This is a genomic window from Lewinella sp. W8 (assembly GCF_004375085.3).
Lineage (GTDB): Bacteria > Bacteroidota > Bacteroidia > Chitinophagales > Saprospiraceae > Neolewinella.
Genome location: NZ_SNAQ03000008.1, coordinates 1 through 20,084, shown reverse-complemented (window position 1 = coordinate 20,084; position 20,084 = coordinate 1). Strand labels below are relative to the sequence as shown.

The window sequence follows — 20,084 nt, the reverse complement described above, 5'->3', positions numbered from 1 at the left end:
GGCTTTTGGGTACGGGACTTTCGGCCATTTTGCCCGGTCATGACTGCGGAGTGTTGTCCCGCAAAAACCGGTCGAGGCGTTCCACGCCGAGCCATTCCCGTAGCAGAACATCTTTCCGGAAAAGGCTTGCTCTAGGTTACAACATAGACTTTTCATTTTTCACCCCATGAAGGAGATTCAACTACCGCCCGATGTTACGAAATCTAGAGCTCCTTCACCGGTAGAAAAACTTCGCAACACGATGCTATCATTAGGAAAAATCAATGTGCTTACCTACAGGAATCGCTGATGAAACCTCAGGGAACAGCCTAACTCCGGAGCCCAATGTTTCCGGGGCGAGCAAAATTTTAACCATAGTTTTCCCGGGCGGGATTCAACCCGGGGGAGGCTTGAACAGTATTGAAGGAGATGAAAAGAATCATGATCTGTGGCGCCGGCGGCCAACTGGGGCAAAAACTAATTGGCGCGGCAAAAACGCTGGATGACGTGCGGGTTTTTGCCTACAATCGGTCCAGCCTGAACATTACCAAGCCCGACGATCTGCGGGTGGCCCTGCGGGAAGCCCAGCCAGACGTGGTCTTTAATGCGGCCGCCTACACGGCCGTGGATCGGGCCGAAAGTGAGCCGGATAAGGCCAGAGAGGTCAACGTGGAGGGTGTCCGCCGCCTGGCGGCGGCCTGCCACCAGGCAAACATCGGCTTCGTCCACTTTTCTTCTGATTATGTCTACGCCGACGGTTACGATCGTCCGCTGAAAGAGGATGACCGCACCCAGGGAAGCAGCGTCTACGCCCGCACCAAGTTGTTGGGGGAGAATGAAGTCCTGCACCATCACCCGGATGCCTACATCATCCGGACCAGTTGGGTCTACGCAGAGTATGGCCATAACTTCCTGCGGACAATGCTGCGGCTCGGCGAGGAGCGTGGTCAGCTCTCCATCGTAAACGACCAGATCGGTGGCCCGACGTACGCCGCGGACCTCGCCGCGGCCGCCATCCGCCTCGCGCAGAGCCAGGCACCCTCCGGGATCTATAATTTCGCCAACGCCGGCCAGTGCTCCTGGTATGATTTTGCTGCACGGATCTTCGCCATCAGTGGCGTCCACTGCGACCTCAAGGCCATCACTACGGCCCAGTACCCAACCCCGGCCAAACGGCCCAGTTACAGCGTCTTGGATACGACCAAAATCAGCGCCATTGTGGGGGCGCCCCGCCCCTGGGAAGACGCCCTGGAAGACTGCCTGGCGCGCTACCGGGCCAACGTCGCCCTCTAGGATGGAGCGGCTACATCCGGTCGCTCCGCGCCCGCAAACAGTGATCGGCCAGCACTAGGGCAACCATGTTGTCCACGATGGGCACCGCCCGGGGTAAGACGCAGGGATCGTGACGTCCCTTACCACTCACGATTACTTTTTCGCCGGCTTCGTTGACGCTCTCCTGGTCCTGGATGATGGTGGCGACCGGCTTGAAGGCCGCCCGGAAGTAGATGTCTTCTCCGTTGGAGATCCCTCCCTGGATGCCTCCGCTCAGGTTGGTCCGGGTTCTGACCCGCCCTTCCTCATCGGTATAGAACTCATCGTTGTGGGCGCTGCCCCGTAGCGTGACTCCCGCAAAACCACTGCCGTACTCAAATCCCTTGCAGGCGTTGATGCTCAAAATGGCCTTGCCGAGGTCGGCGTGGAGCTTGTCAAAAACGGGTTGACCCCATCCGGCGGGAACGCCCTGAACGACGCAGGAAACCACTCCGCCGATGGTATCGCCGGCCTTGCGGACGGTGAGGATTTCGGCCTCCATGGCTTTGGCTACTTCGGGATCCGGGCATCGGACGTCGTTGGCCTCAATCTGACTGAAATCCAGCGACTGGTAAGGGGCCTCGACCTTGAGGTGCCCCACCTGACTGACGAAGCTGTGAATGCTGATGCCATAATGCCGGAGCAACAACTGCGCCACGGCACCGGCGGCTACCCGGGCGGCCGTCTCCCGGGCACTGCTGCGCCCCCCTCCGCGATAATCGCGGATGCCGTACTTGGCCGAAAAGGTGTAGTCGGCGTGACTCGGACGAAATTTGTCAAAAATGTGTCCGTAATCCCGGCTGCGCTGATCCTTATTGTAAATCACCATGCCGATGGGGGTGCCCGTCGTCTTGCCCTCGAAAACGCCGCTGATGACCTGAACGCCATCTTCTTCCTTGCGTTGGGTGACAATCCGGCTTTGTCCGGGGCGCCGGCGGGCCAGTTCTCCCTGGATAAAGTCTTCGTCAAAGTCAATGCCCGCCGGGCATCCGTCGATGACGACCCCCAAACCGGGGCCGTGGCTTTCTCCGAAAGTGGTGATGCGAAAGTTCAGTCCAAAGCTGCTTCCAGCCATACAGGGGGGGCTTTTGTGGGGCGCTAAGGTACGTTGCCCGGCCAGTTGTTGGGGGCGGGTTGGCCGATATTCCCCGGACTTTGTCCGATGGCCAGACCGGGAGGGTTTTAGAAGAATATAGTAGGTGCTCAACTGATTTTTGGGCAACAAGTTGCGGGTGCCAGGGAATGGGTATGGCAAAGTTTTGGTACCCCTAAACACTGCCCCGCGAACGAACTTTGCACCCGCACCGGCTGAGCCGAGTATTCCGTTTCACTTCACACGCCGTTGCATTTCCTCAGAAATCAACGATCCCGACGAGCTGAACGGAACTCGGGGCCGTTGCATTTCCTTTGAAATCAACGATCCCGACTAGCATTGCGACCACCGAAGGTAGCTGCGAAGCAAAACTCGGGGCAGTTCCCCCTTCCTGGCCAATCAGACCAACAAATCTTCGTCGTCTAGGGGCGATTCCGTCGACCGGGATACCGTCCGCCGCTCCTGATGACGGGCGGCGCGGGGAGCAGCTGCCGGTCGCCGGCGACGCTGGGGCATACTGATTTTTCGGGAGCTGGTGGCCAGGTAACACACCTCATTTTTGGTAACTTCAAAGGTCAGTCCGTTCATGCCCATCCCCACGCGGACCCGAAAGTGATTGGTCGTAAATCCATCCGTGGCCAGCGCACTGAACTTATGGGTGGTGCCGAAGTACCGTCGTTTGACGTGAACTTCCTCCCCGTTCAGAAATATGGTGTCCTTATTGTTGAGCATGTTGTGATGGACCTCCAGAAGGTCATCATCTATCCTCAGGGCTAAGATTTGCATGAATTGAATTAATTATCTGGCGGGATGAACTGTCTGGGAGGAAGCAAGGTAGAAAACGTCTGGTCTGCTAATGCTGCAATAGGATTTTCCCAACCAGCATTGCCCAACATAAGCCGGGTGGCGGTCGATGATTTCAGTCAACGTGAGTGTTACACGAGGTGTTCCTCCCGCCAGAGTTTTACGGGTTCCTTGACGTGCTGCCGCTGGCGACGACAATTGCGCGGCTGAAAGCGACGCTGATCTTCATATTTACGACGGGCGCGGCGGCTCCCCGCCAGCAAGCACACTTCGTTTTGGTACACATCGACGACGATCCCCGCCATACTGAAGCGAATCTCTACCCGATAATCGTCAACGCTGACGCCGTCGTCCGCCATCACGGTGAAGTGGTGGATACCTTCGAACCAGTTGAACTGCCGGCTGACCGTCCGGCCGTTGAAGGAAACCGTTTCGACACCGGTCCACATATTATTGTATACTTCCAGGAGGTTGTCTCCGACGGGAACGCTTACTAATCTCATTGGTGCATCAGTTTATTCGTGACCAAACTAGGCGATGACCATGCTCTTCCCAATTTCTTTCGATAAATCCAGGGCCAGATTCGATGAATAATCACCCTCCAGGATTCGTTGGAAGATGCCCCCTCGGCGCGAAAAATTGCCGCTTTGGGACTGCTTTTGTGGAGGATTGTTGTCGTGGATACGGGCGGGATAACTATTGTTTTTGCGGGTAGTTGCGCAATCCCGACAAAAACCCGACTTTCGCCTCCATTGCAAAGTATACCTTTGCCTTGCCTAACCAAAATAGTCCGGACTCATGCGCCGATTGACCACCACCTTTCTGACGTTCCTGTGCGCCACTGCGATGATGCTGGCTCAGGGAGATACTCCTCCCGCAGACTTCCTGCGCAGCGTGGGAAAGATATACGTAGTTGTGGGAGTGATCGTGCTCGTTTTTCTGGGGCTTGCTTTTTACTTATGGTCTTTGGACCGTCGCCTCAGCGACTTAGAAAACCAAATTGACGATCATGCCTAATAACGTCTCTTTTCTGGACAGTGTCAATCGCTACTTTGATGCTGCCGCTCCCTTCACGGACCTGCCCGAAGGTCTGCTGAAGCAAATCAAGGTTTGTAACTCGGTATACCAGGTATATTTTCCCGTTAAGATTAACGGGGAGGTTAAGGTAATCGAGGCCTACCGGGCGCAACACAGCCACCACCGTAGCCCCACTAAGGGCGGCATCCGGTATTCTAACCACGTTAATCAGGAAGAAGTGGTAGCCCTGGCTACCCTGATGTCCTACAAGTGTGCCATCGTGGACGTTCCCTTTGGGGGAGCAAAGGGGGGCGTACGGATCAATCCCTGGGAATACAGCGAGTCCGATCTGGAAAAGATTACCCGCCGTTACACCACCGAACTGATTCGGCGCAAATTCATCGGCCCGGCCATTGACGTTCCGGCACCCGACTACGGCACCGGTAGCCGCGAGATGGCCTGGATCTACGATACTTACCGTTCCTTCCACGGTGATGACATTAATGCTGCGGGATGCGTAACGGGTAAACCCGTCAACCAGAACGGAGTACGCGGCCGCACGGAAGCGACCGGCCGTGGTGTTTTCTACGGCATTCGGGAAGCCTGCAACCAAAAAGACCTGATGGACAAACTTGGTCTTTCCCTGGGAATCGAGGGGAAAACCATGGTGGTTCAGGGACTCGGTAACGTGGGCGCCCATACGGCCACCATCAGCCAGGACGAAGGCGGTGTCAAGATTATTGGCGTTTCCGAAGTGGAAGGAGCCATCTACAGTAAGGACGGCTTTGACATCCACGAAGTAATGCGCCACCGCCAGGAGCACGGCAGCATCCTGAGTTTCCCCGGCGTGCAGACCTTCGGCAAGGAGGATCGTCGCGCCGTCATGGAATTTGAGTGTGACATTCTCGTTCCGGCCGCACTGGAAAACCAGATTGACCGCGATAACGCCCCCAACGTAAAGGCTAAGATCATCGCGGAGGCCGCCAACGGTCCCGTAACCGCCGACGGTGCGGAGATTCTGGCTAAGAAAGGCGTCGTGGTCATTCCCGATATCTATCTCAACGCCGGCGGGGTGACGGTGAGTTACTTCGAGTGGCTTAAGAACCTGAGCCACATGCGCTTCGGTCGCCTCGAAAAGCGTTTTGACGAGGGAGCCTACCGTCGGATCATCGAACAGATCGAGCAAACCACGGGGAAAACCGTCAGTGAGCGGGATAAGCAGATGATCGTTCGTGGGGCGGATGAAATTGACCTGGTCCGTTCCGGCCTGGAAGAAACGATGATTACCGGCTTCCAGGGGATTTACGAACTCTACCGGGAAAAAGAGGGGATCAATGACCTGCGAACCGCTGCTTTTGCACTGGCAATTAGCAAGATATCCAATGATTATATCGCGCTAGGTATTTGGCCCTAAATCGAATTGCGGCAAATTTTATACTTTTCTTTGCCTCGAATTGAAATAATAGTTGGCAAAGGGGTATCTTCGCCCCGCAATAAAGCGAATGCTTTGTTAGCCTAAATTATTCACCAACGATTGTTTCAAATGGAACGATGAACCCGGAGTAAGGGATGGCCCACTGGCTGTTTCCACTCCGGGTTCGTTTTCATCTACACACCAGTGGCGTTGTCCATAAAGACCCTGCAAACGCTTTTTGGGCGATCTGAAAATTTCTGCTTACATCCATGTCTGACAAACTAGATAAAATAGACCTGCACATCCTGAAAATCCTTCAGGATAACAGTAAGATCACCAACCTCGACCTGTCAAAACGCATCGGCTTGAGCCCCGCTCCTACGCTCGAACGGGTAAAAAAGTTGGAACAAAATGAAGTGATCAACAGCTACCACGCTCAGGTGAACCCCGAGGCCATTGGTCTGATGGTGAAAACTTTCGTTTTGGTCTCGTTGGACTGGCGTAAAGAACAGGCCCGGGAGAGTTTTCTGGAACAGGTTGACAGCATCGAGGAAATTACCGAATGCTACATCATTACCGGTGAAGCAGACTTCCTCATCAAGATTGTTTGTAAGGACATTCCCACCTACGAACGCCTGCTGTTTAAGACGCTCCAGCAGATTGACGAAATCGAGCGGCTCAAGACCCTGATGACGCTTTCTACCGTCAAGGACTCCAAGCGACTCCCCTACGACTACGGAGACGGAGAGTAAGTTCGCGGTCGTTAAAGCGCCTTTCCATGACACATGAGGCTCGTTATTTAGCCGTTGGCCTGGTCCAACAGGCCAACTCCGATGATCGTACGGCCAACTGGGCCGTCAGCGAACGGGAAATCAGAAACTGTAAGGCCCAGGGAGCACAACTGGTCGTCCTTCAGGAACTCCACGCGGGCAGGTATTTCTGCCAGACCGAGGACGTGACGGTATTTGAACAGGCGGAAACCATCCCCGGTCCGAGTACCGATTTTTTCGGACGTTTAGCCAAAGAGCTTGACCTGGTCATCGTGCTGTCCCTCTTTGAACGGCGTGCTCCGGGCCTCTGCCACAATACCGCCGTGGTCATTGAGCGCGATGGGTCCATCGCGGGCAAGTACCGGAAAATGCACATCCCCGATGACCCGGCCTACTACGAAAAGTTTTACTTCACGCCCGGTGATCTCGGCTTCACCCCCATCAAGACCAGCGTCGGCGTGCTGGGCGTCCTGGTCTGCTGGGACCAGTGGTACCCGGAGGCGGCAAGGTTGATGGCCCTGGCGGGCGCCGAACTCCTGATTTATCCCACGGCCATTGGCTACGAATCAACCGATTCGTCGGAGGAAAAGGCTCGCCAGCGGGATGCCTGGAGGATCAGCCAGCGCGGCCACGCCGTCGCGAACGGCCTGCCGGTCGTCTCCGTGAACCGAACCGGCTACGAAGCGGACCCCAGTGAGGTAACCGGCGGCATTCAGTTCTGGGGTTCCTCCTTTGTGGCCGGTCCGCAGGGAGAACTCCTCTACGATGCCCCCGTGGATGAGCCGGCGACAGCGGTGGTCATCATCGACCGGCAACGGACGGAGGACGTCCGTAGAATCTGGCCCTTCTTCCGGGACCGGCGGATTGACGCCTATCAGGGACTGACCAAACGGTACCTGGATTAAGAAGATTCCCGAAGAGACTGAAGTGAACGCTGAATGCAGGGTTTTACAATAAAAGAAATCCCCCGACTTCTTACCGGAAGCCGGGGGATTTGCATTTGGTAATGCTGTTTAGAAGCTGTACCGCAGACCAAACTGAACCTGCCAGCGACTCAGCAGGCTGAAGTCGTTGGTGAAGGTGTTCGTCAGGGTCTCGTCGAAGCTGTAAATGGGGGTGCCATCTTCCTGAATCGATACCCCGATGGGCTGGTTGTTGACGGGGAATTGTCGTACGCCCCAGTTACTGTTGAGCAAGTTGCCGATGTTGATGATGTCGGCGGTAAACTGAATTACGTTGTCGCTACCGGGAACACGGACATCCTGGGCGATGCGAACATCCCAGTTGGAGTACCAGGGGCTGAGAATAGCGTAACGCTCTGCGTAGTCACCACGACGACCGCTCAGGTATTCATCCTGTTCAATGAAGTTGTTGAAAGCCTGACGCTGAGACTCTCCACCCACAAACTCGATGGTTGACATTTCGGCCTGAGTTGGAACGTAAATGAGGTCATTCAATCCAGAGCCATCGTTGTTAATGTCACCGCTGTAGGTGTAGCTGAATCGACCACCCTGTGCATACTGGAAGAAGAGTGCTACGGTGGTCGCCCACTGGTCCTCGGCACCGTACGTCCAGCGTTTGTGTGCACTACCCACGATCCGGTGGCGATTACCGTAAAGGCTGGGAGCGAGGGTCGCCTGATTTACGTTGCCGAAGGCGGGGTTGCGCTCGTAAGCGTCGGAAGAAATCTCCGCTTCAATGGAGCTTGCTTCCTGAGCGTCCAGAAAGTTATATCCGATACTGGTGAATAACCCGTTGGGCCAGTTGCGCTTGAGTTCGAAGGAGGCATTGATGCTCCGGCCGATGTCCGTATTGGTGAATACGTAGGCGTTCGTCGGGGCGCCAAATACCTGGGCGCGATCTTCCGCAGAACGGTATACGGGCCGGTTGTCCACTCCGGGAAGGGTGCCTCCGGGTGTGCGTAGGCCGTAATTGCGAACGATCATGGCATTTTGGTCGGCGGTATAAATCAGGTCGCCGGAGACCGTCCATCCTTCCCCGAAGGATAGGTCGGCACCGAGATTGGAACGCCATACCTGGGGAAACTGAAAATCCGCAGCGGTGGTGTTGTAGAAGAAGAAGTTGGGGTTAGCGACCTGGTTACCAATCCACACGAAGGGGAAACGACCACTAAACAGGCCGGATCCACCGCGCAGCTGGAAAGTCTGGTCGCCGTTGACGTCCCAGTTGAAGCCAACGCGAGGGTTGATCAGGAAGCTGTTGTCGGGAAGGTCCGTGTGGTCAAACTGGATGGCTTCGTTGTTTTCGTCGTAATAGGTGATGGTGGGGTCGTAACAGCAGTTACGATCAATGTTCTCCTGAATTTTTTCGGCGGTATCGAAATAGAGCGGTTTGTCGAGGCGAACGCCTACCGTCAGGGTGAAGTCAGGGGTGAGGGAAATCTCGTCCTGCACGTAGAGACCTAGCTGGCCAACGTTGGTTTCAGCCAATGCCCAGTTCGTTCCATTGTATCCGGTACTTTGTGGGGTGCTGGCATTCCCATTGGCAAACGCTGCCTGGGCGTCCGCTACGGCTTGATCAAAAACGCCGTTGTTCACCGCCTCGATGAAGGCTTCGGGGCTGCTTTGTGCCGCGGCATCTACCGGACCGAAAACACCGGGGTAAGCGCCCAGGTTGAAGCTGTTGTCAAATTCAAAGCGCTCAAAGTTGACGCCCACCGTTACGGTGTGCTTACCCGCAAAGTATTGCAGGTTGTTGGTGATTTGGAATACGCTCTGGTCCAGCCGGTTGTTGATGGAGAAGGGTTCATGGCCCACAACGGCGTAATTGGTTCCGTCACGCTGGATGATCAGGCTCGGGAAGGGATCGCTGAAGGGGTTGCGGAAATCCTCATAATCGGTAAATCCAACCTGGAGTTTATTGCTGAATTTATCGGCGAATAAACTGCGCCATTCAATGATGCCGGACTGAATTTTGTTATTGATTTGGTACCCCGAATTGAAGAACTGCAGCGTGGAGGCATCTGGACCACGACGACCCAATGCGAAGCGGTTAGCGTTCAGGTCACGGCTGGCGTTCAGGAAGTTGTAGGTTGCCGTTAAGGTGTTGCCGGGAGCAATGTTCCAGTCGAGTTTAAACAGCCCCTTTTCGTTGTCAGTGTCGTGAAGGTAGCCTTCATAAACCCCGGTTTCGTAACCAAACCGGTTCTGCAGCGCAGTGCTGATGGCATCCAGGTCCGCGGCTTCCACCCGACTGACCTGCTCGCCCATTAACCCAGGTCGCGAGGCCAGAAAGTTAGAACCCAGGTCTGAGCGCCGCTCCAGCTCAAAGTTGGCGAAGAAGAAAAGCTTGTCTTTGATGATCGGGCCGCCAAGGCTGGCACCCGTCTGCAGTTGGGAAAGCTCGGGAACGAAGATGTCTTCACCCTCAACCTTGCTTCCCGTAAGATCCTGGTTACGGAAGAAACCAAAAACGGTACCCTTGAATTCGTTGGTTCCCGATTTGGTCACGGCGTTTACGCCCGCGCCCGTAAAGCCCGCCTGGGTTACGTCGTAGGGGGCCAGGTTGACCTGAATCTGTTCGATGGCGTCCAGGGAGATGGGTTGGGCGTTTGATTGCCCGCCCGCCGTAGCCTCGTCCAAACCAAAGGGGTTGTTGAACACGGACCCGTCCAGGGTGAAGTTATTATACTGATCGTTTCGACCACCGAAGCTGTTACCGTCCGAGGCCGGCGTCAGTCGGGTGAAGTCACTGGCCGAACGAGAAATTGTTGGTAGCCGGGTCAGTTCCGTCGTTCCGATTTGCGTAGCCGCACCGGTGCGTTCACTGTTGATGACGCTGTTTTTCCGGGCCGACACGACCACCTCGTCGAGGGTTTGTCCGTCTTCCAGGAGCTGTACGTCCAGCGAGCGTTTTTCTCCCAGCTTTAGATTAATCCCGTCTTCCGTCTGGGTGCCGAATCCCAGAAAGCTGACCGTGATGGTGTACGGACCACCAATGCGGAGGTTCGGGAGGTTGTAGTACCCGTCTGACTGGGCAACCGTTCCGTAGGTAGTTCCGGTTGGGGTGTGCACAGCCTGGATGGTAGCGCCAATCAAGCCCTCGTCACTGCCGTCGGTCACCCGGCCGTTGATCGAGGCCGTGGTGGCCTGCGCGGAAAGCCCCAGCGTAGTACCTACGAGGAGCAAGAGAAGTAATAAGTTGCGTTTCATGTAAGTGAGGTTGATCCCACCAGGCCGGATAGCCTGGCTAATTTCCGGCAAAATTAACCCTCACTTAATGTTTTAGGGGCTGATTCAATGTTAAGTTTACATGCTTGGGGGTATGAACCCAAGAACATGGCTGTCGGTGAGCGCCTGGCATCCTGGCTAAGCACGAGGATTCCGATTCGCAGCACCTGCACGCCGTTGCATTTTTTAAATATTAACTATCTCGACAAGTCCTTGCGACCACCGAAGGTAGCTGGGCAACAAGACTTGAGGCCATGGCCCTTCAGTAGGGTGATGAGAATCTACCGTTCCTTCTAGAGGTAAACCATGGTCGGAAGCCTGTTTCACGAAGGCGTAGCCGTGTGAAATGGTGTCCGAACACTATTTAACGAATAGAACTAGCTAGAAAATTTTATCCCCTTGCCCGAAGGAAATCGGCGAATGGAGACTTCCCCCCGTACCTACCGGCTATAAAAGGCCGTAAGTCCCGCTTTCCCGATCACGTGCTCGTCGGCGACGAAGAGCGCCATGGCCGGAGACACTTCGTCGTTCAGTCCCAAAGATTTGGTTTTCAGCGCGTAAACGGTCAGGTGGTAGGCGTGCGCCTGGTCACCCGGAGGAGGACAGGCCCCACCGTACCCCACACTACCGTAGCTGTTTTTGATTTGGATGGTTCCCTCCGGCATGCCATCGGCACTGGCGTTCATGGGCAGGGAGGAACAGGAGGCGGGAAGGTCGAAAGCACACCAGTGCCACCATCCTCCCGGCCCCGGCGCGTCGGGGTCGTGTAGAATGATCAGGAAGCTCTCGGTGCCTTCCGGGGCGTTTTCCCAGCGCAAATCCGGACTTTGGTTGCCGCCACCGGCACCAAAATCATGGTAAACGGACGCCAGGGGAACCTGGCCGGAAAAAGTGTCGCTGGACAAGGTAAAGTGGGCCATGAAATACTTTTTTGCGGAAAATACCGGGCTTTGCCCGAATTACAAAGCCCCCTTCGGATCACTCGATCAGAAAGGGGCCTTGTGGACAATTTTGCGTCACCGCAGGATGCCGGGATAGACCGTGGAGGCAGTGGATACGGGAATTAGTTCAAGATCAATTTACTGATGAGTCGGCTGTTCTGGCCACTGAGTTCAACGCCGTAGAATCCGGGGACGAGCCCCTCGGTGGGCAGCGACAGGCGATGGCTGCCGGCGTTAAGCTGCAGCCGTTCCTGACGGACTACCCGGCCGTCGAGGCTGCGTAGGCGAAGATCATAAGTGCCGGCTACCCGCGGGATGACCTGCAGGGTAGTGGGGCCCGTGCTGGGGTTGGGGAACAGGCGGAAAGGGATACTGGCCAGCGCCCGTACGGAAGTGGACTGCTCCTCGGCGAGGCGAACGATGGTGGGGGAAGAGCTGCCGTTATCTCCCACCGTACCCTGAGCACCATTCACCAGATTGCCCACCACGTACAGGTTGACGGGCCCGGAACCCTCTTCCGGTGCCGTCCACTGGAAGGTGAACGTACTGTCGGTAGACCTCGTACTGTGCTCGGCGTATACCCGGTCTCCATTGCCGGGGGTGATCTGCGCGTTGTCACTGGGCATGGAGAGTACCCCCGCAGTGGCGGGCCGTTCTAAGGTATCCAGGAATTGAGCCTGAAATCCGTAGCCCGCCGGCGCCGTTTCATTGTGCCCGATGGCCACCGTCACCGTGTAGGTTTCGCCGGGAAGGTAACCGGAGGCAAGGCCGGGTTCTTCACCATCCAGCGCAAAGGATACCTGAATGTTGGGCTCGCCAAAACTGCCGGAACTGTGGCAGGTACTGCACGTGGATTCCATGCCACCGCCAGCCGTAGGTGCACCGGTGTAGTAGTTGCCGTTTGCGGCCGGACCGCTGGAATTACCGAGAAGGAGGAAAAAGAGGGCCAGGCCTAATCCGGCGCTGAGAATACGGAAGTCAAATTTTTTCATTCGCGAGGTATTGTATAGTGAGTTGATGGAGCAATACGGAAAGGGTTGCTCGCGGGGAGCAATCCTTTTTTATTATTCTATAATTGGGGAAAAGCATCAACAATGTAGTTATCCTGGTCGTAGCCGACTTTCCCAATCCCCCCTGCTGTCGGGGGGCTGGCAAAGTCCGTTGTATTTCACTAGATCAGGTCAGGACCCGGCTGACGGCGCAGTTTCCGGAAGGTGAATACGGGTCCACTGGATTAGGTTCAGATATTTAAGTGCTTTTCGCTCGAAGGGATGGTCGGCCACCGCCGAAAAGGCTTCGTCGAGGCTTTCGTACACCTGGGCGGTTTCCGCAGGGGGCGTTCGCAGTAACCGGCGCAGCCCCGTCACCGCGATCCGATGCACTTCTGCGGACTCCCGGCTGCGCCGCAGCAAGCGGCTCAGATTTGTCAGGTGGTAGTCGACCAGGGAATGGTGCCCCAGTTCGAAGTTGCACAGCACATGGAGTAGTCTGGCGTTGATCAACAGATCTTCCCGCAGCGTGCCACCCTTCATGTTGATGATGTCGTTGAGGTTGTCCAGCGCACCACCGTAGTCCTTGTCCAGGAAAGCGGCGATGGCTGCTTTGTAGAGGAAAAGCCCCCACCGGTGATCATTGGGCACGAACGTCCTTTCCAGATAGTCGTTCTGCAGACCAATACTCAGGGCCCGTGCCCGATCCACGTTGTCCGTGATGAAGTACAGATTATACCGGGCCAACTCCCGGTAGATCCTGCCGATGAACTGGGAGTTTTCGTTCAGCAGGATGTCCTCATTGGCCAGGAAGTCCTCCAGGCGGCCGGTGAATTTTCTCACTAGGTCCGCCCGGTCGTCGAGGAAAGAGAACACCACCACGTAGTAGAGGCAGCGCAGGTATAAATCGGGATCCTTGACGACCATTTGTGGACTCAGCTTGAACAGCGTGTAGGCATTAAGGGAAGCCTCCAGCCCGTCGGTGAAGTTAAGCTGGATGTAGTGGTACCACATGGCCGCCTGGAAGCGGTTGATCTTCTGATGGAAGGTGCTGGTGATGGTTTCCCGATCTACTCTCCGCGTCTGAATCTGTTTCCAGAACTCTTCGTTTTCTGCGGCTTCCTCCGGACTCCGGCTGTGCCCGTTTTCGATGTAGCGGCCATGAATCTGGATGTTCAGGTTAAAGAGTTCACTGGTGTTCAGTACGCTGTAACTTCTTTCCGCTGATTCGTTGAGCAGCAGGTCCATTTTGTTGTGAATCTGCCGGGATAGCGTGATGTGGCGGGCCTCAATCAATTTCTGAAATTCGAGAATTTCCAGGTGGAGGAGGTCCTGGTTATGTTCCACGGCCTTTGCCTTGGCCCGTTCCAGGGTGCGCAGGGCATCCAGATAGTGTCCTTTTCCGTAGAGGATCCGGGTGAAGTCAAGCTGTTCCCGAAGCTCGATGTCGATCTCCTTGTTGATGAAGATGAGCCGGAGGCTGGTGAGGAGTTGTTGGTAGAGGTGGCGCTTCAGGTTGCTGTACTGACCGGCAGTCATGCCCATCTTCTTCCGCGCCTGGGCGTCGTTGGGTTCTGGTAGTCGGTCCAGTACGTTGAAGAGCTGGATGAATTTGCTGTCAACGGTGGAGCCCGCCCGCGTGGCATAAAGCTTGAAGTTGCGTTTCTCGGCCTTATTTAGAGATTTGATCAAACGCCACAGTTGGTGTTTTATGGCCGTTGGCATAGTACAGCTGGATAATTTATTGTCTTGAAGATCAGCTGGTTATTTTGGCAGGGGCGTAGTTGAAGTTGACAAATTGGAAGCGTAAATAATTCCCTGGGGTGGTTAATCCCGTTGCAGATTTGTGATCACAAGCGATCGGGATAACTTTCGCTAACCCCGAACCAGATAGCCATTTTTTCTAACTACCTATTGAATTGTTTCAGTCGCTGACCACGCTGGACACAAATATAAACACTTCTTATGAAGAAGATTGAAGCCATCATCCGCCTGTCCCGCTTCGAGGCTATCCGGGACGCGCTGGCAGAGATCGACGTGCGATTTTTTACGCTCTCCGAGGTTAAGGGTTTTGGCCTGCAACGCGGGGAACAGCTTACTTACCGCGGCAGTGTTTACGACGCGGATTACATCGCCCGCCTGCAGCTTGACATTCTTGCTCCCGCCGACAAGGTAGACTCCATCATTACGGCCATTACCTCTGCCGGCCGTACCGGAAAAGTTGGCGACGGGAAGATCACCGTTTTTGACGTCGATCGTATCGTCCGCATCCGCACCGGTGAAGAAGACGAGAGCGCCATTTAAGATTTACGTTCACACTCACCATTCCGGAGGATTTAACCACCCCACCGCATTACCCCCTAAAGGCGCACTTCTGTTCAGACTATCTGCGCCGTCCGATTCCGGACAACCTTCCTTAGTACTAACCAGCCATACCATTTTAGTCATTTCCCCCGGCTCCTCTTTGCTGTAAAAAAGTGGAGCCGCCTCGGGGGATTCGTTAACCTCATTCCGACTAATCAACTTTCTAAAAACTGCACTTGCTATGGAAGCAATGTTTACCGTAAACAACCTGTGGATCTTGGTGGCGACCTGTTTCGTCTTCATTATGCACCTGGGCTTTGCCGCCCTCGAGGCTGGCTTCGTTCAGCGCAAGAACGTTGTCAACATCCTCTTTAAAAACTCCATGATCATCAGCATTGGTTTGCTGACCTACTACGCCATCGGCTACAACCTCATGTACCCTTCCGGAGACGGCATGATCGCCAACTTCATCGGGGATCTGGGCGTCTTTGACTGGGCCGGAGGTGCCACGGCGGACTACGCCGCCGCCGCCGAAGAAGGATCTACCTACACCGGTTACTCCGATTTCATTTTTCAGGGCATGTTCGCCGCCACCTGTGCCACCATCGTTTCCGGAGCCGTGGCCGAGCGCATCAAACTGGTTCCCTTCCTGATTTTCGCGGCCATTTTTGTGGCCATCAGCTACCCCATTACGGGTATGTGGCACTGGGGCGGAGGCTGGTTGGCCGACCGTGGTTTCTATGACTTTGCCGGTTCTACCCTCGTGCACGCCGCCGGTGGTTTTGCTGCCCTCGCGGCCGTGATTCTTCTTGGCCCCCGTCGTGGTAAGTACAAGGAAAACGGACAAATCACGGCCATTCCCGGACACAGCATGCCGCTGGCCGCCATCGGTGTATTCCTGCTGTGGTTCGGTTGGTACGGCTTCAACGGCGGTTCCGTCCTGAGCGCTGACGCCAACGGTGTTTCCCTGGTGTTCGTGACCACGAGCCTGGCCGCGGCCGCTGGTGGTATCGCAGCCTTCTTCACGGCCTACTTCATGTTCAAATCCTACGATCTCTCCATGGTCCTGAACGGCATCCTGGGTGGCCTGGTTGGCATCACGGCCGGCGCCGATAGCGTGACCGGTGGTTCCGCCATCCTGATCGGATTGATTGCCGGTATCATCATCCCCCTGAGCATCGTCATGTTCGACAAATACCTGAAAATCGATGACCCGGTAGGAGCAACCTCCGTACACGGTGTATGTGGTATCTGGGGTACCCTGGCCGTAGGAATTTTCGGCACCAACCCTGAATTCAGCTTCCTGACCCAGCTGATTGGTACGCTGTCCATCGGCGCCTTCAGCTTCCTGGCCAGCTTCGCCATCATGGGTACCCTGAAAGCCATCATGGGCATCCGGGTAGACGAAATGGAAGAAATCAAGGGACTGGACATCGGCGAGCACGATATGCACGCCTACACCCTGAGCAAAGAAGACGGCGTGTTCCAACTCACGGCCGAAAACTAAACGAATGCGGGAGCCGGCCAACCGCCCCCCCGGGAGCCGGCTCCCCAAAATAAAAGACCCGCCGACGCTGCAACGCCGACGGGCACCGATACGGCCAAAGACCGCACCAGCTATGGAATTTTCTGGCGAATTTTTTGCCAGAATGCGAAGGTAAGTACGCAGCTGCAACTGTCCAACTTACCGGGTGGTCGGCCCGTGTCGGGAGTAGTCAACAATCACTCCTTCACGAGCTAAATAACTCACCTAATGAAACAGTTTTTTCAACTAGCCATCGGACTTATGTTCCTGACCAGCATGTCACTTTTTGCCCAGGATGCTTCTACCGCCGGGGAGCTGCTCCCCGCAGACCCCGAAACGGAGGCCACGGAGGATAAAGAGGAAGAAGAGGATGATGATTTCAGCCTGACCGGTTACGTGGATGCCTACTACCAGGGCAACCTGACCGAGATGGAGGGCGCTGAAGGCGTCTATCTGCCCTTTGGAACCAGCTTTACCGAATTCACCAACACATTTGGCATCGGTAACGTAAACCTGCTGGCGGAAAAAAGCCTTGGTAAAGTGGGCTTTGTGGGCCAAATCGGTTTTGGCCCCCGGGCAGTTGTGGGTAACGGTGGCATCGGAAACTTCTCCGCTACCGTCCAGCAACTCTACGTCACTTACTCTCCCAGCGATGCCGTAACCTTTACTTTAGGTAATTTTGGTACATTCGTGGGATACGAAGTCATCGATGCTCCCGCAAACGTGAATTACAGCACCAGCTACCTGTTCAGCAACGGTCCCTTCTACCACACCGGCGCTAAGGTGGATATCGCCATCGCCGAGGGTTTTGGTGCCATGGTGGGTATCTTCAATGATACCGACGGTAAGATCGATGATGTCTCCGGTAAGCACATCGGCGCCCAGCTGAGTGCCGAAACCGGCGGACTGGCGGCCTACTTCAACGTCCTGGCCGGTAAGGAAGCCGAACTCGGAGAGAATGACCTCAATGAGTTCCAGATGGACCTTACCGCCACCCTGGAAGTAAGTGAATCCTTCATGCTGGGACTGAACGCCAGCAGCTACTCCACCTCCATCGACGGAGACGGACAGGGAGGTTTCTTCGGTACGGCGCTCTACGCGACGATCGGTGCTTCCGAAACCGTTGATGTCGGCCTGCGGGCGGAATACTTCAACCTCACCGCCCCCGAAGGTGTAACGGTTGATGAACCCAACGTACTTAGTCTGACGGCCAGCGGAAACATCACGGTTGGTGACCTGCGCATCATCCCCGAATTCCGCTTCGACACCGGTAGCAATAACTTCTTCAACGCTTACGACGGTGACACCTACGGCGCCAGCGACGAAAGCGTAGCCGCCTTCATCCTTGCTGCCGTGTACTCCTTCTAGTCTGAACGCAGATTAGTACCAAAAAAACACTGCCTGACGCATTAACCTGGCACCTGCACGCCGTTGCCCAAAGGCTAGTCGCATAAACACGTCGCTGCATTTTCTTAAAATCAGTGATCCCGACGAGCAATACGGAACTCGGGACCGTTGCCAGATACTCGCCCAGGCAATTACGAAACAGCTCTTGTAGAGCTTATTATTTAACCTTCTGATTTAACCATCACCATAACTATGGCTACCAAACATAAGCTACAGTACGTCTGGCTCGACGGAAATGAGCCAATGCAAACCCTCCGTTGTAAAACCCGCATTGAGGAAGATTTCAGCGGTAAGCTGGAAGACTGCCCCATGTGGTCCTTCGACGGTTCTTCCACCAACCAGGCTTCCGGTGGTGCCTCCGACTGTCTGCTCAAGCCCGTAATGATCGTTCCCGATCCGCAGCGCAAGAATGGCTTCGTGGTGCTGACCGAGGTGCTCAACGCCGACGGTACTCCTCACCCGACCAACGCCCGGGCCACCATTCAGGACGAGGACCAGGACTTCTGGTTCGGTTTCGAGCAGGAGTACTTCCTCTGGGATCCCGAAACGGATCGTCCCCTCGGCTTCCCCGCCGACGGTTCCGACCCCGCTCCCCAGGGACCTTACTACTGCTCCGTTGGTGCCAAGCGCGCCTACGGTCGGGAAATCATTGAGGAGCACCTGGACGTATGTCTCGATGCCGGACTTACGGTAGAAGGCATCAACGCGGAGGTGGCTCCCGGACAGTGGGAATTCCAGACCTTCGCCAAGGGGGCCAAGGAAGCCGGTGACCAGATTTGGCTGGGCCGCTTCTTCCTCGAGCGGGTCGCCGAACAGTACGGCATCGCCATCGAGTACCACTGTAAGCCGGTCAAGGGTGACTGGAACGGTTCCGGTATGCACGCCAACTTCTCCAACTCCTTCCTCCGCAACAGCGGTAAGAAAGAAGATTACGAGAAGGTGTGTGAAGCTTTCCGTCCGCTGACCGCCGAGCACATCGCCGTTTACGGTCACGACAATCACCTGCGCCTGACGGGACTGCACGAGACCCAGAGCATCGACGAGTTCAGCTTCGGTATTTCTGACCGTGGCGCTTCGATCCGCATCCCCGTGGCGACCGTTGAACGTGGCTGGAAAGGATGGCTCGAAGACCGTCGTCCCAACAGTGCCGCAGACCCCTACAAGGTTGCGGCCCGTATCGTAGAAACCGTGAAGCCCGTTTCCTAGGCTTCTTCCAATTCCTGTAGAGCTGATCTTCTTCTGGCCCACGGCCGTACAACAAGAAATTGAAGAAGGTTAAATCAGCTCAGGTTCCTCCTGCGGGAGGAGCGCGGATTTTCCCGGATCACCGTCAGGTGGTCCGGGTTTTTCTTTTTGGCTCCAGAATGATCAGCGGCCATGGTGCCGTCGTTTTTCCCCGGTAACCGAAAGTTGTAGCCGCACCACCATTGATTGAAGTGGGCGACGGAGCGTAGAATGCCGGGAGTAGCCCGGGGGCCGTCCGGGGCCGGTAACGGGCATTAGTGGACTTGGGTTTGAGACCTTATATATATGGTCTCTGTTTTTTTCGGTGACCCGATTGGATCAGGAATCCATGCGCCGGAAAAAAAGTTTGTGGGTACCGCCCGAAAAAATGTGGAGTAGGGGAGTGCGGGCCAACGAAAAAATGGCTGTTGTTCCAAAAGGCCAACTTTTCGGTTGGGGCTAAAAAAAATATTGTTTTACGGCCCGCTTCCCCTTGCGTAGTATTGCTTGATGCCCTTATCTTTGTATTCCGGCCCGTGACAAACGGTCCACCTTTCCGACCCTTTTCAAGGCGTTGGAGTTCATTACCAACTTACGAGAAATAGTGTTGATTAGTCCTTTGGGAACGCCCACCGGATAGCACCATTCTCGGCTTCAACGAAGCGTTTTTTGCTGATCGAATCTTTTTGGAAAAATCTTTTCAAAAAGCTTGCTGGAGTGAAAATGAAGTTGGTACCTTTGCGGCCCGCAAATGAGCGGGGTTGCGATGAGGGGATGGCTTTGAAAATAATTTTCAAAAAAATCTCTTCAGTTCTTGCACAGTAAAAATAGTCGCTGTAATTTTGCAGCCGCTTTGGAAGCAAGGCGATCAAAAATTGACTTTTTAGACTGGTTTTTCGGAACCGGTTTTGGAAGATAAAAGTCGGCCCTGGGTGCCGCGCTGAAAGGTTTGACTTTCGGCGAACCATTCAGGAGCGAGCCGGCGAGATGATCTTTGACATCAATGGTAGGCGAGGTTCAAAGCCAAGATCATAGGATAGCATTAGTTCTACTAATGGCTTGAAGTGGAAATGGCCCTGACAATAAATTTGACAAGACAGCATTGAGCTCTTCTAT

17 protein-coding genes are annotated in these 20,084 nt (G+C 55.2%); 9 read left to right on the top strand and 8 right to left on the bottom strand.

Annotated features, from left to right (window positions below; translation table 11 throughout):
* Positions 1-408: 408 nt before the first annotated feature.
* Entirely contained in the window at positions 409-1,272 is an 864-nt protein-coding gene (rfbD, locus tag E1J53_RS10460; RefSeq protein WP_134270468.1) for a dTDP-4-dehydrorhamnose reductase, read from the top strand.
* Between the two features lie 10 nt (positions 1,273-1,282).
* Here the strand turns inward: rfbD and aroC are convergent, their stop codons facing one another.
* The 3 genes from aroC to E1J53_RS10445 form a co-directional block, all read right to left on the bottom strand.
* The gene (aroC, locus tag E1J53_RS10455) at positions 1,283-2,365 is read right to left on the bottom strand and encodes a chorismate synthase (protein ID WP_134270467.1); all 1,083 of its coding nucleotides are present in this window, start codon (positions 2,363-2,365) and stop codon (positions 1,283-1,285) included.
* Positions 2,366-2,782: 417 nt separating this feature from the next.
* Positions 2,783-3,169: a hypothetical protein gene (locus tag E1J53_RS10450; RefSeq protein ID WP_134270466.1), complete on the bottom strand. Its 387-nt coding sequence runs from the start codon at positions 3,167-3,169 to the stop codon at positions 2,783-2,785.
* 149 nt (positions 3,170-3,318) lie between these two features.
* Positions 3,319-3,690 carry a hypothetical protein gene (locus E1J53_RS10445; RefSeq protein WP_134270465.1) on the bottom strand — a complete coding sequence of 124 codons (372 nt, stop codon included), beginning with the start codon at positions 3,688-3,690 and terminating at the stop codon, positions 3,319-3,321.
* A gap of 295 nt (positions 3,691-3,985) precedes the next feature.
* On the opposite strand from E1J53_RS10445, the gene E1J53_RS10440 reads away from it, so the two are divergent.
* From E1J53_RS10440 to E1J53_RS10425, 4 genes are all read left to right on the top strand, one after another.
* Complete coding sequence (locus E1J53_RS10440) at positions 3,986-4,204, top strand: CcmD family protein (protein WP_134270464.1); 219 nt, start codon at positions 3,986-3,988, stop codon at positions 4,202-4,204.
* Entirely contained in the window at positions 4,197-5,618 is a 1,422-nt protein-coding gene (locus E1J53_RS10435) for a Glu/Leu/Phe/Val dehydrogenase (RefSeq protein WP_154640175.1), read from the top strand. Before E1J53_RS10440 ends, E1J53_RS10435 begins: the two co-directional genes overlap by 8 nt.
* Positions 5,619-5,887: 269 nt before the next feature.
* On the top strand, positions 5,888-6,370 hold the full coding sequence (locus E1J53_RS10430) for an Lrp/AsnC family transcriptional regulator (protein ID WP_134270463.1): 483 nt from the start codon (positions 5,888-5,890) through the stop codon (positions 6,368-6,370).
* 26 nt (positions 6,371-6,396) lie between these two features.
* A complete protein-coding gene (locus E1J53_RS10425; protein WP_134270462.1) occupies positions 6,397-7,293 on the top strand; it encodes a carbon-nitrogen hydrolase in 897 nt (298 codons plus the stop codon).
* A 108-nt stretch (positions 7,294-7,401) separates the two neighbouring features.
* Here the strand turns inward: E1J53_RS10425 and E1J53_RS10420 are convergent, their stop codons facing one another.
* From E1J53_RS10420 to E1J53_RS10405, 4 genes are all read right to left on the bottom strand, one after another.
* A complete protein-coding gene (locus E1J53_RS10420) occupies positions 7,402-10,560 on the bottom strand; it encodes a carboxypeptidase regulatory-like domain-containing protein (protein ID WP_134270461.1) in 3,159 nt (1,052 codons plus the stop codon).
* A 458-nt stretch (positions 10,561-11,018) separates the two neighbouring features.
* On the bottom strand, positions 11,019-11,498 hold the full coding sequence (locus E1J53_RS10415) for a YbhB/YbcL family Raf kinase inhibitor-like protein (protein WP_134270460.1): 480 nt from the start codon (positions 11,496-11,498) through the stop codon (positions 11,019-11,021).
* A 143-nt stretch (positions 11,499-11,641) separates the two neighbouring features.
* Entirely contained in the window at positions 11,642-12,511 is an 870-nt protein-coding gene (locus tag E1J53_RS10410) for a choice-of-anchor V domain-containing protein (protein ID WP_134270459.1), read from the bottom strand.
* 189 nt (positions 12,512-12,700) lie between these two features.
* Positions 12,701-14,200: a hypothetical protein gene (locus tag E1J53_RS10405; RefSeq protein ID WP_134270458.1), complete on the bottom strand. Its 1,500-nt coding sequence runs from the start codon at positions 14,198-14,200 to the stop codon at positions 12,701-12,703.
* 273 nt (positions 14,201-14,473) lie between these two features.
* Between E1J53_RS10405 and E1J53_RS10400 the strand changes: the two genes are divergently transcribed.
* From E1J53_RS10400 to E1J53_RS10385, 4 genes are all read left to right on the top strand, one after another.
* Complete coding sequence (locus E1J53_RS10400; protein ID WP_134270457.1) at positions 14,474-14,812, top strand: P-II family nitrogen regulator; 339 nt, start codon at positions 14,474-14,476, stop codon at positions 14,810-14,812.
* 241 nt (positions 14,813-15,053) lie between these two features.
* The gene (locus E1J53_RS10395) at positions 15,054-16,319 is read left to right on the top strand and encodes an ammonium transporter (RefSeq protein WP_134270456.1); all 1,266 of its coding nucleotides are present in this window, start codon (positions 15,054-15,056) and stop codon (positions 16,317-16,319) included.
* Between the two features lie 246 nt (positions 16,320-16,565).
* Positions 16,566-17,705 (top strand): outer membrane beta-barrel protein, encoded by a 1,140-nt coding sequence (locus E1J53_RS10390; RefSeq protein WP_134270455.1) that lies wholly within the window; start codon positions 16,566-16,568, stop codon positions 17,703-17,705.
* 231 nt (positions 17,706-17,936) lie between these two features.
* Entirely contained in the window at positions 17,937-18,950 is a 1,014-nt protein-coding gene (locus E1J53_RS10385) for a glutamine synthetase beta-grasp domain-containing protein (protein WP_134270454.1), read from the top strand.
* 629 nt (positions 18,951-19,579) lie between these two features.
* On the opposite strand, the gene E1J53_RS10380 is transcribed toward E1J53_RS10385, so the two are convergent.
* On the bottom strand, positions 19,580-19,840 hold the full coding sequence (locus E1J53_RS10380; protein WP_134270453.1) for a hypothetical protein: 261 nt from the start codon (positions 19,838-19,840) through the stop codon (positions 19,580-19,582).
* Positions 19,841-20,084 lie beyond the last annotated feature (244 nt).

Coding starts and splice junctions, on each gene's coding strand:
- rfbD (WP_134270468.1), top strand. CDS start 409: ATGAAAAGAATCATGATCTGTGGCGCCGGCGGCCAACTGGGGCAAAAA.
- aroC (WP_134270467.1), bottom strand. CDS start 2,365: ATGGCTGGAAGCAGCTTTGGACTGAACTTTCGCATCACCACTTTCGGA.
- E1J53_RS10450 (WP_134270466.1), bottom strand. CDS start 3,169: ATGCAAATCTTAGCCCTGAGGATAGATGATGACCTTCTGGAGGTCCAT.
- E1J53_RS10445 (WP_134270465.1), bottom strand. CDS start 3,690: ATGAGATTAGTAAGCGTTCCCGTCGGAGACAACCTCCTGGAAGTATAC.
- E1J53_RS10440 (WP_134270464.1), top strand. CDS start 3,986: ATGCGCCGATTGACCACCACCTTTCTGACGTTCCTGTGCGCCACTGCG.
- E1J53_RS10435 (WP_154640175.1), top strand. CDS start 4,197: ATGCCTAATAACGTCTCTTTTCTGGACAGTGTCAATCGCTACTTTGAT.
- E1J53_RS10430 (WP_134270463.1), top strand. CDS start 5,888: ATGTCTGACAAACTAGATAAAATAGACCTGCACATCCTGAAAATCCTT.
- E1J53_RS10425 (WP_134270462.1), top strand. CDS start 6,397: ATGACACATGAGGCTCGTTATTTAGCCGTTGGCCTGGTCCAACAGGCC.
- E1J53_RS10420 (WP_134270461.1), bottom strand. CDS start 10,560: ATGAAACGCAACTTATTACTTCTCTTGCTCCTCGTAGGTACTACGCTG.
- E1J53_RS10415 (WP_134270460.1), bottom strand. CDS start 11,498: ATGGCCCACTTTACCTTGTCCAGCGACACTTTTTCCGGCCAGGTTCCC.
- E1J53_RS10410 (WP_134270459.1), bottom strand. CDS start 12,511: ATGAAAAAATTTGACTTCCGTATTCTCAGCGCCGGATTAGGCCTGGCC.
- E1J53_RS10400 (WP_134270457.1), top strand. CDS start 14,474: ATGAAGAAGATTGAAGCCATCATCCGCCTGTCCCGCTTCGAGGCTATC.
- E1J53_RS10395 (WP_134270456.1), top strand. CDS start 15,054: ATGGAAGCAATGTTTACCGTAAACAACCTGTGGATCTTGGTGGCGACC.
- E1J53_RS10390 (WP_134270455.1), top strand. CDS start 16,566: ATGAAACAGTTTTTTCAACTAGCCATCGGACTTATGTTCCTGACCAGC.
- E1J53_RS10385 (WP_134270454.1), top strand. CDS start 17,937: ATGGCTACCAAACATAAGCTACAGTACGTCTGGCTCGACGGAAATGAG.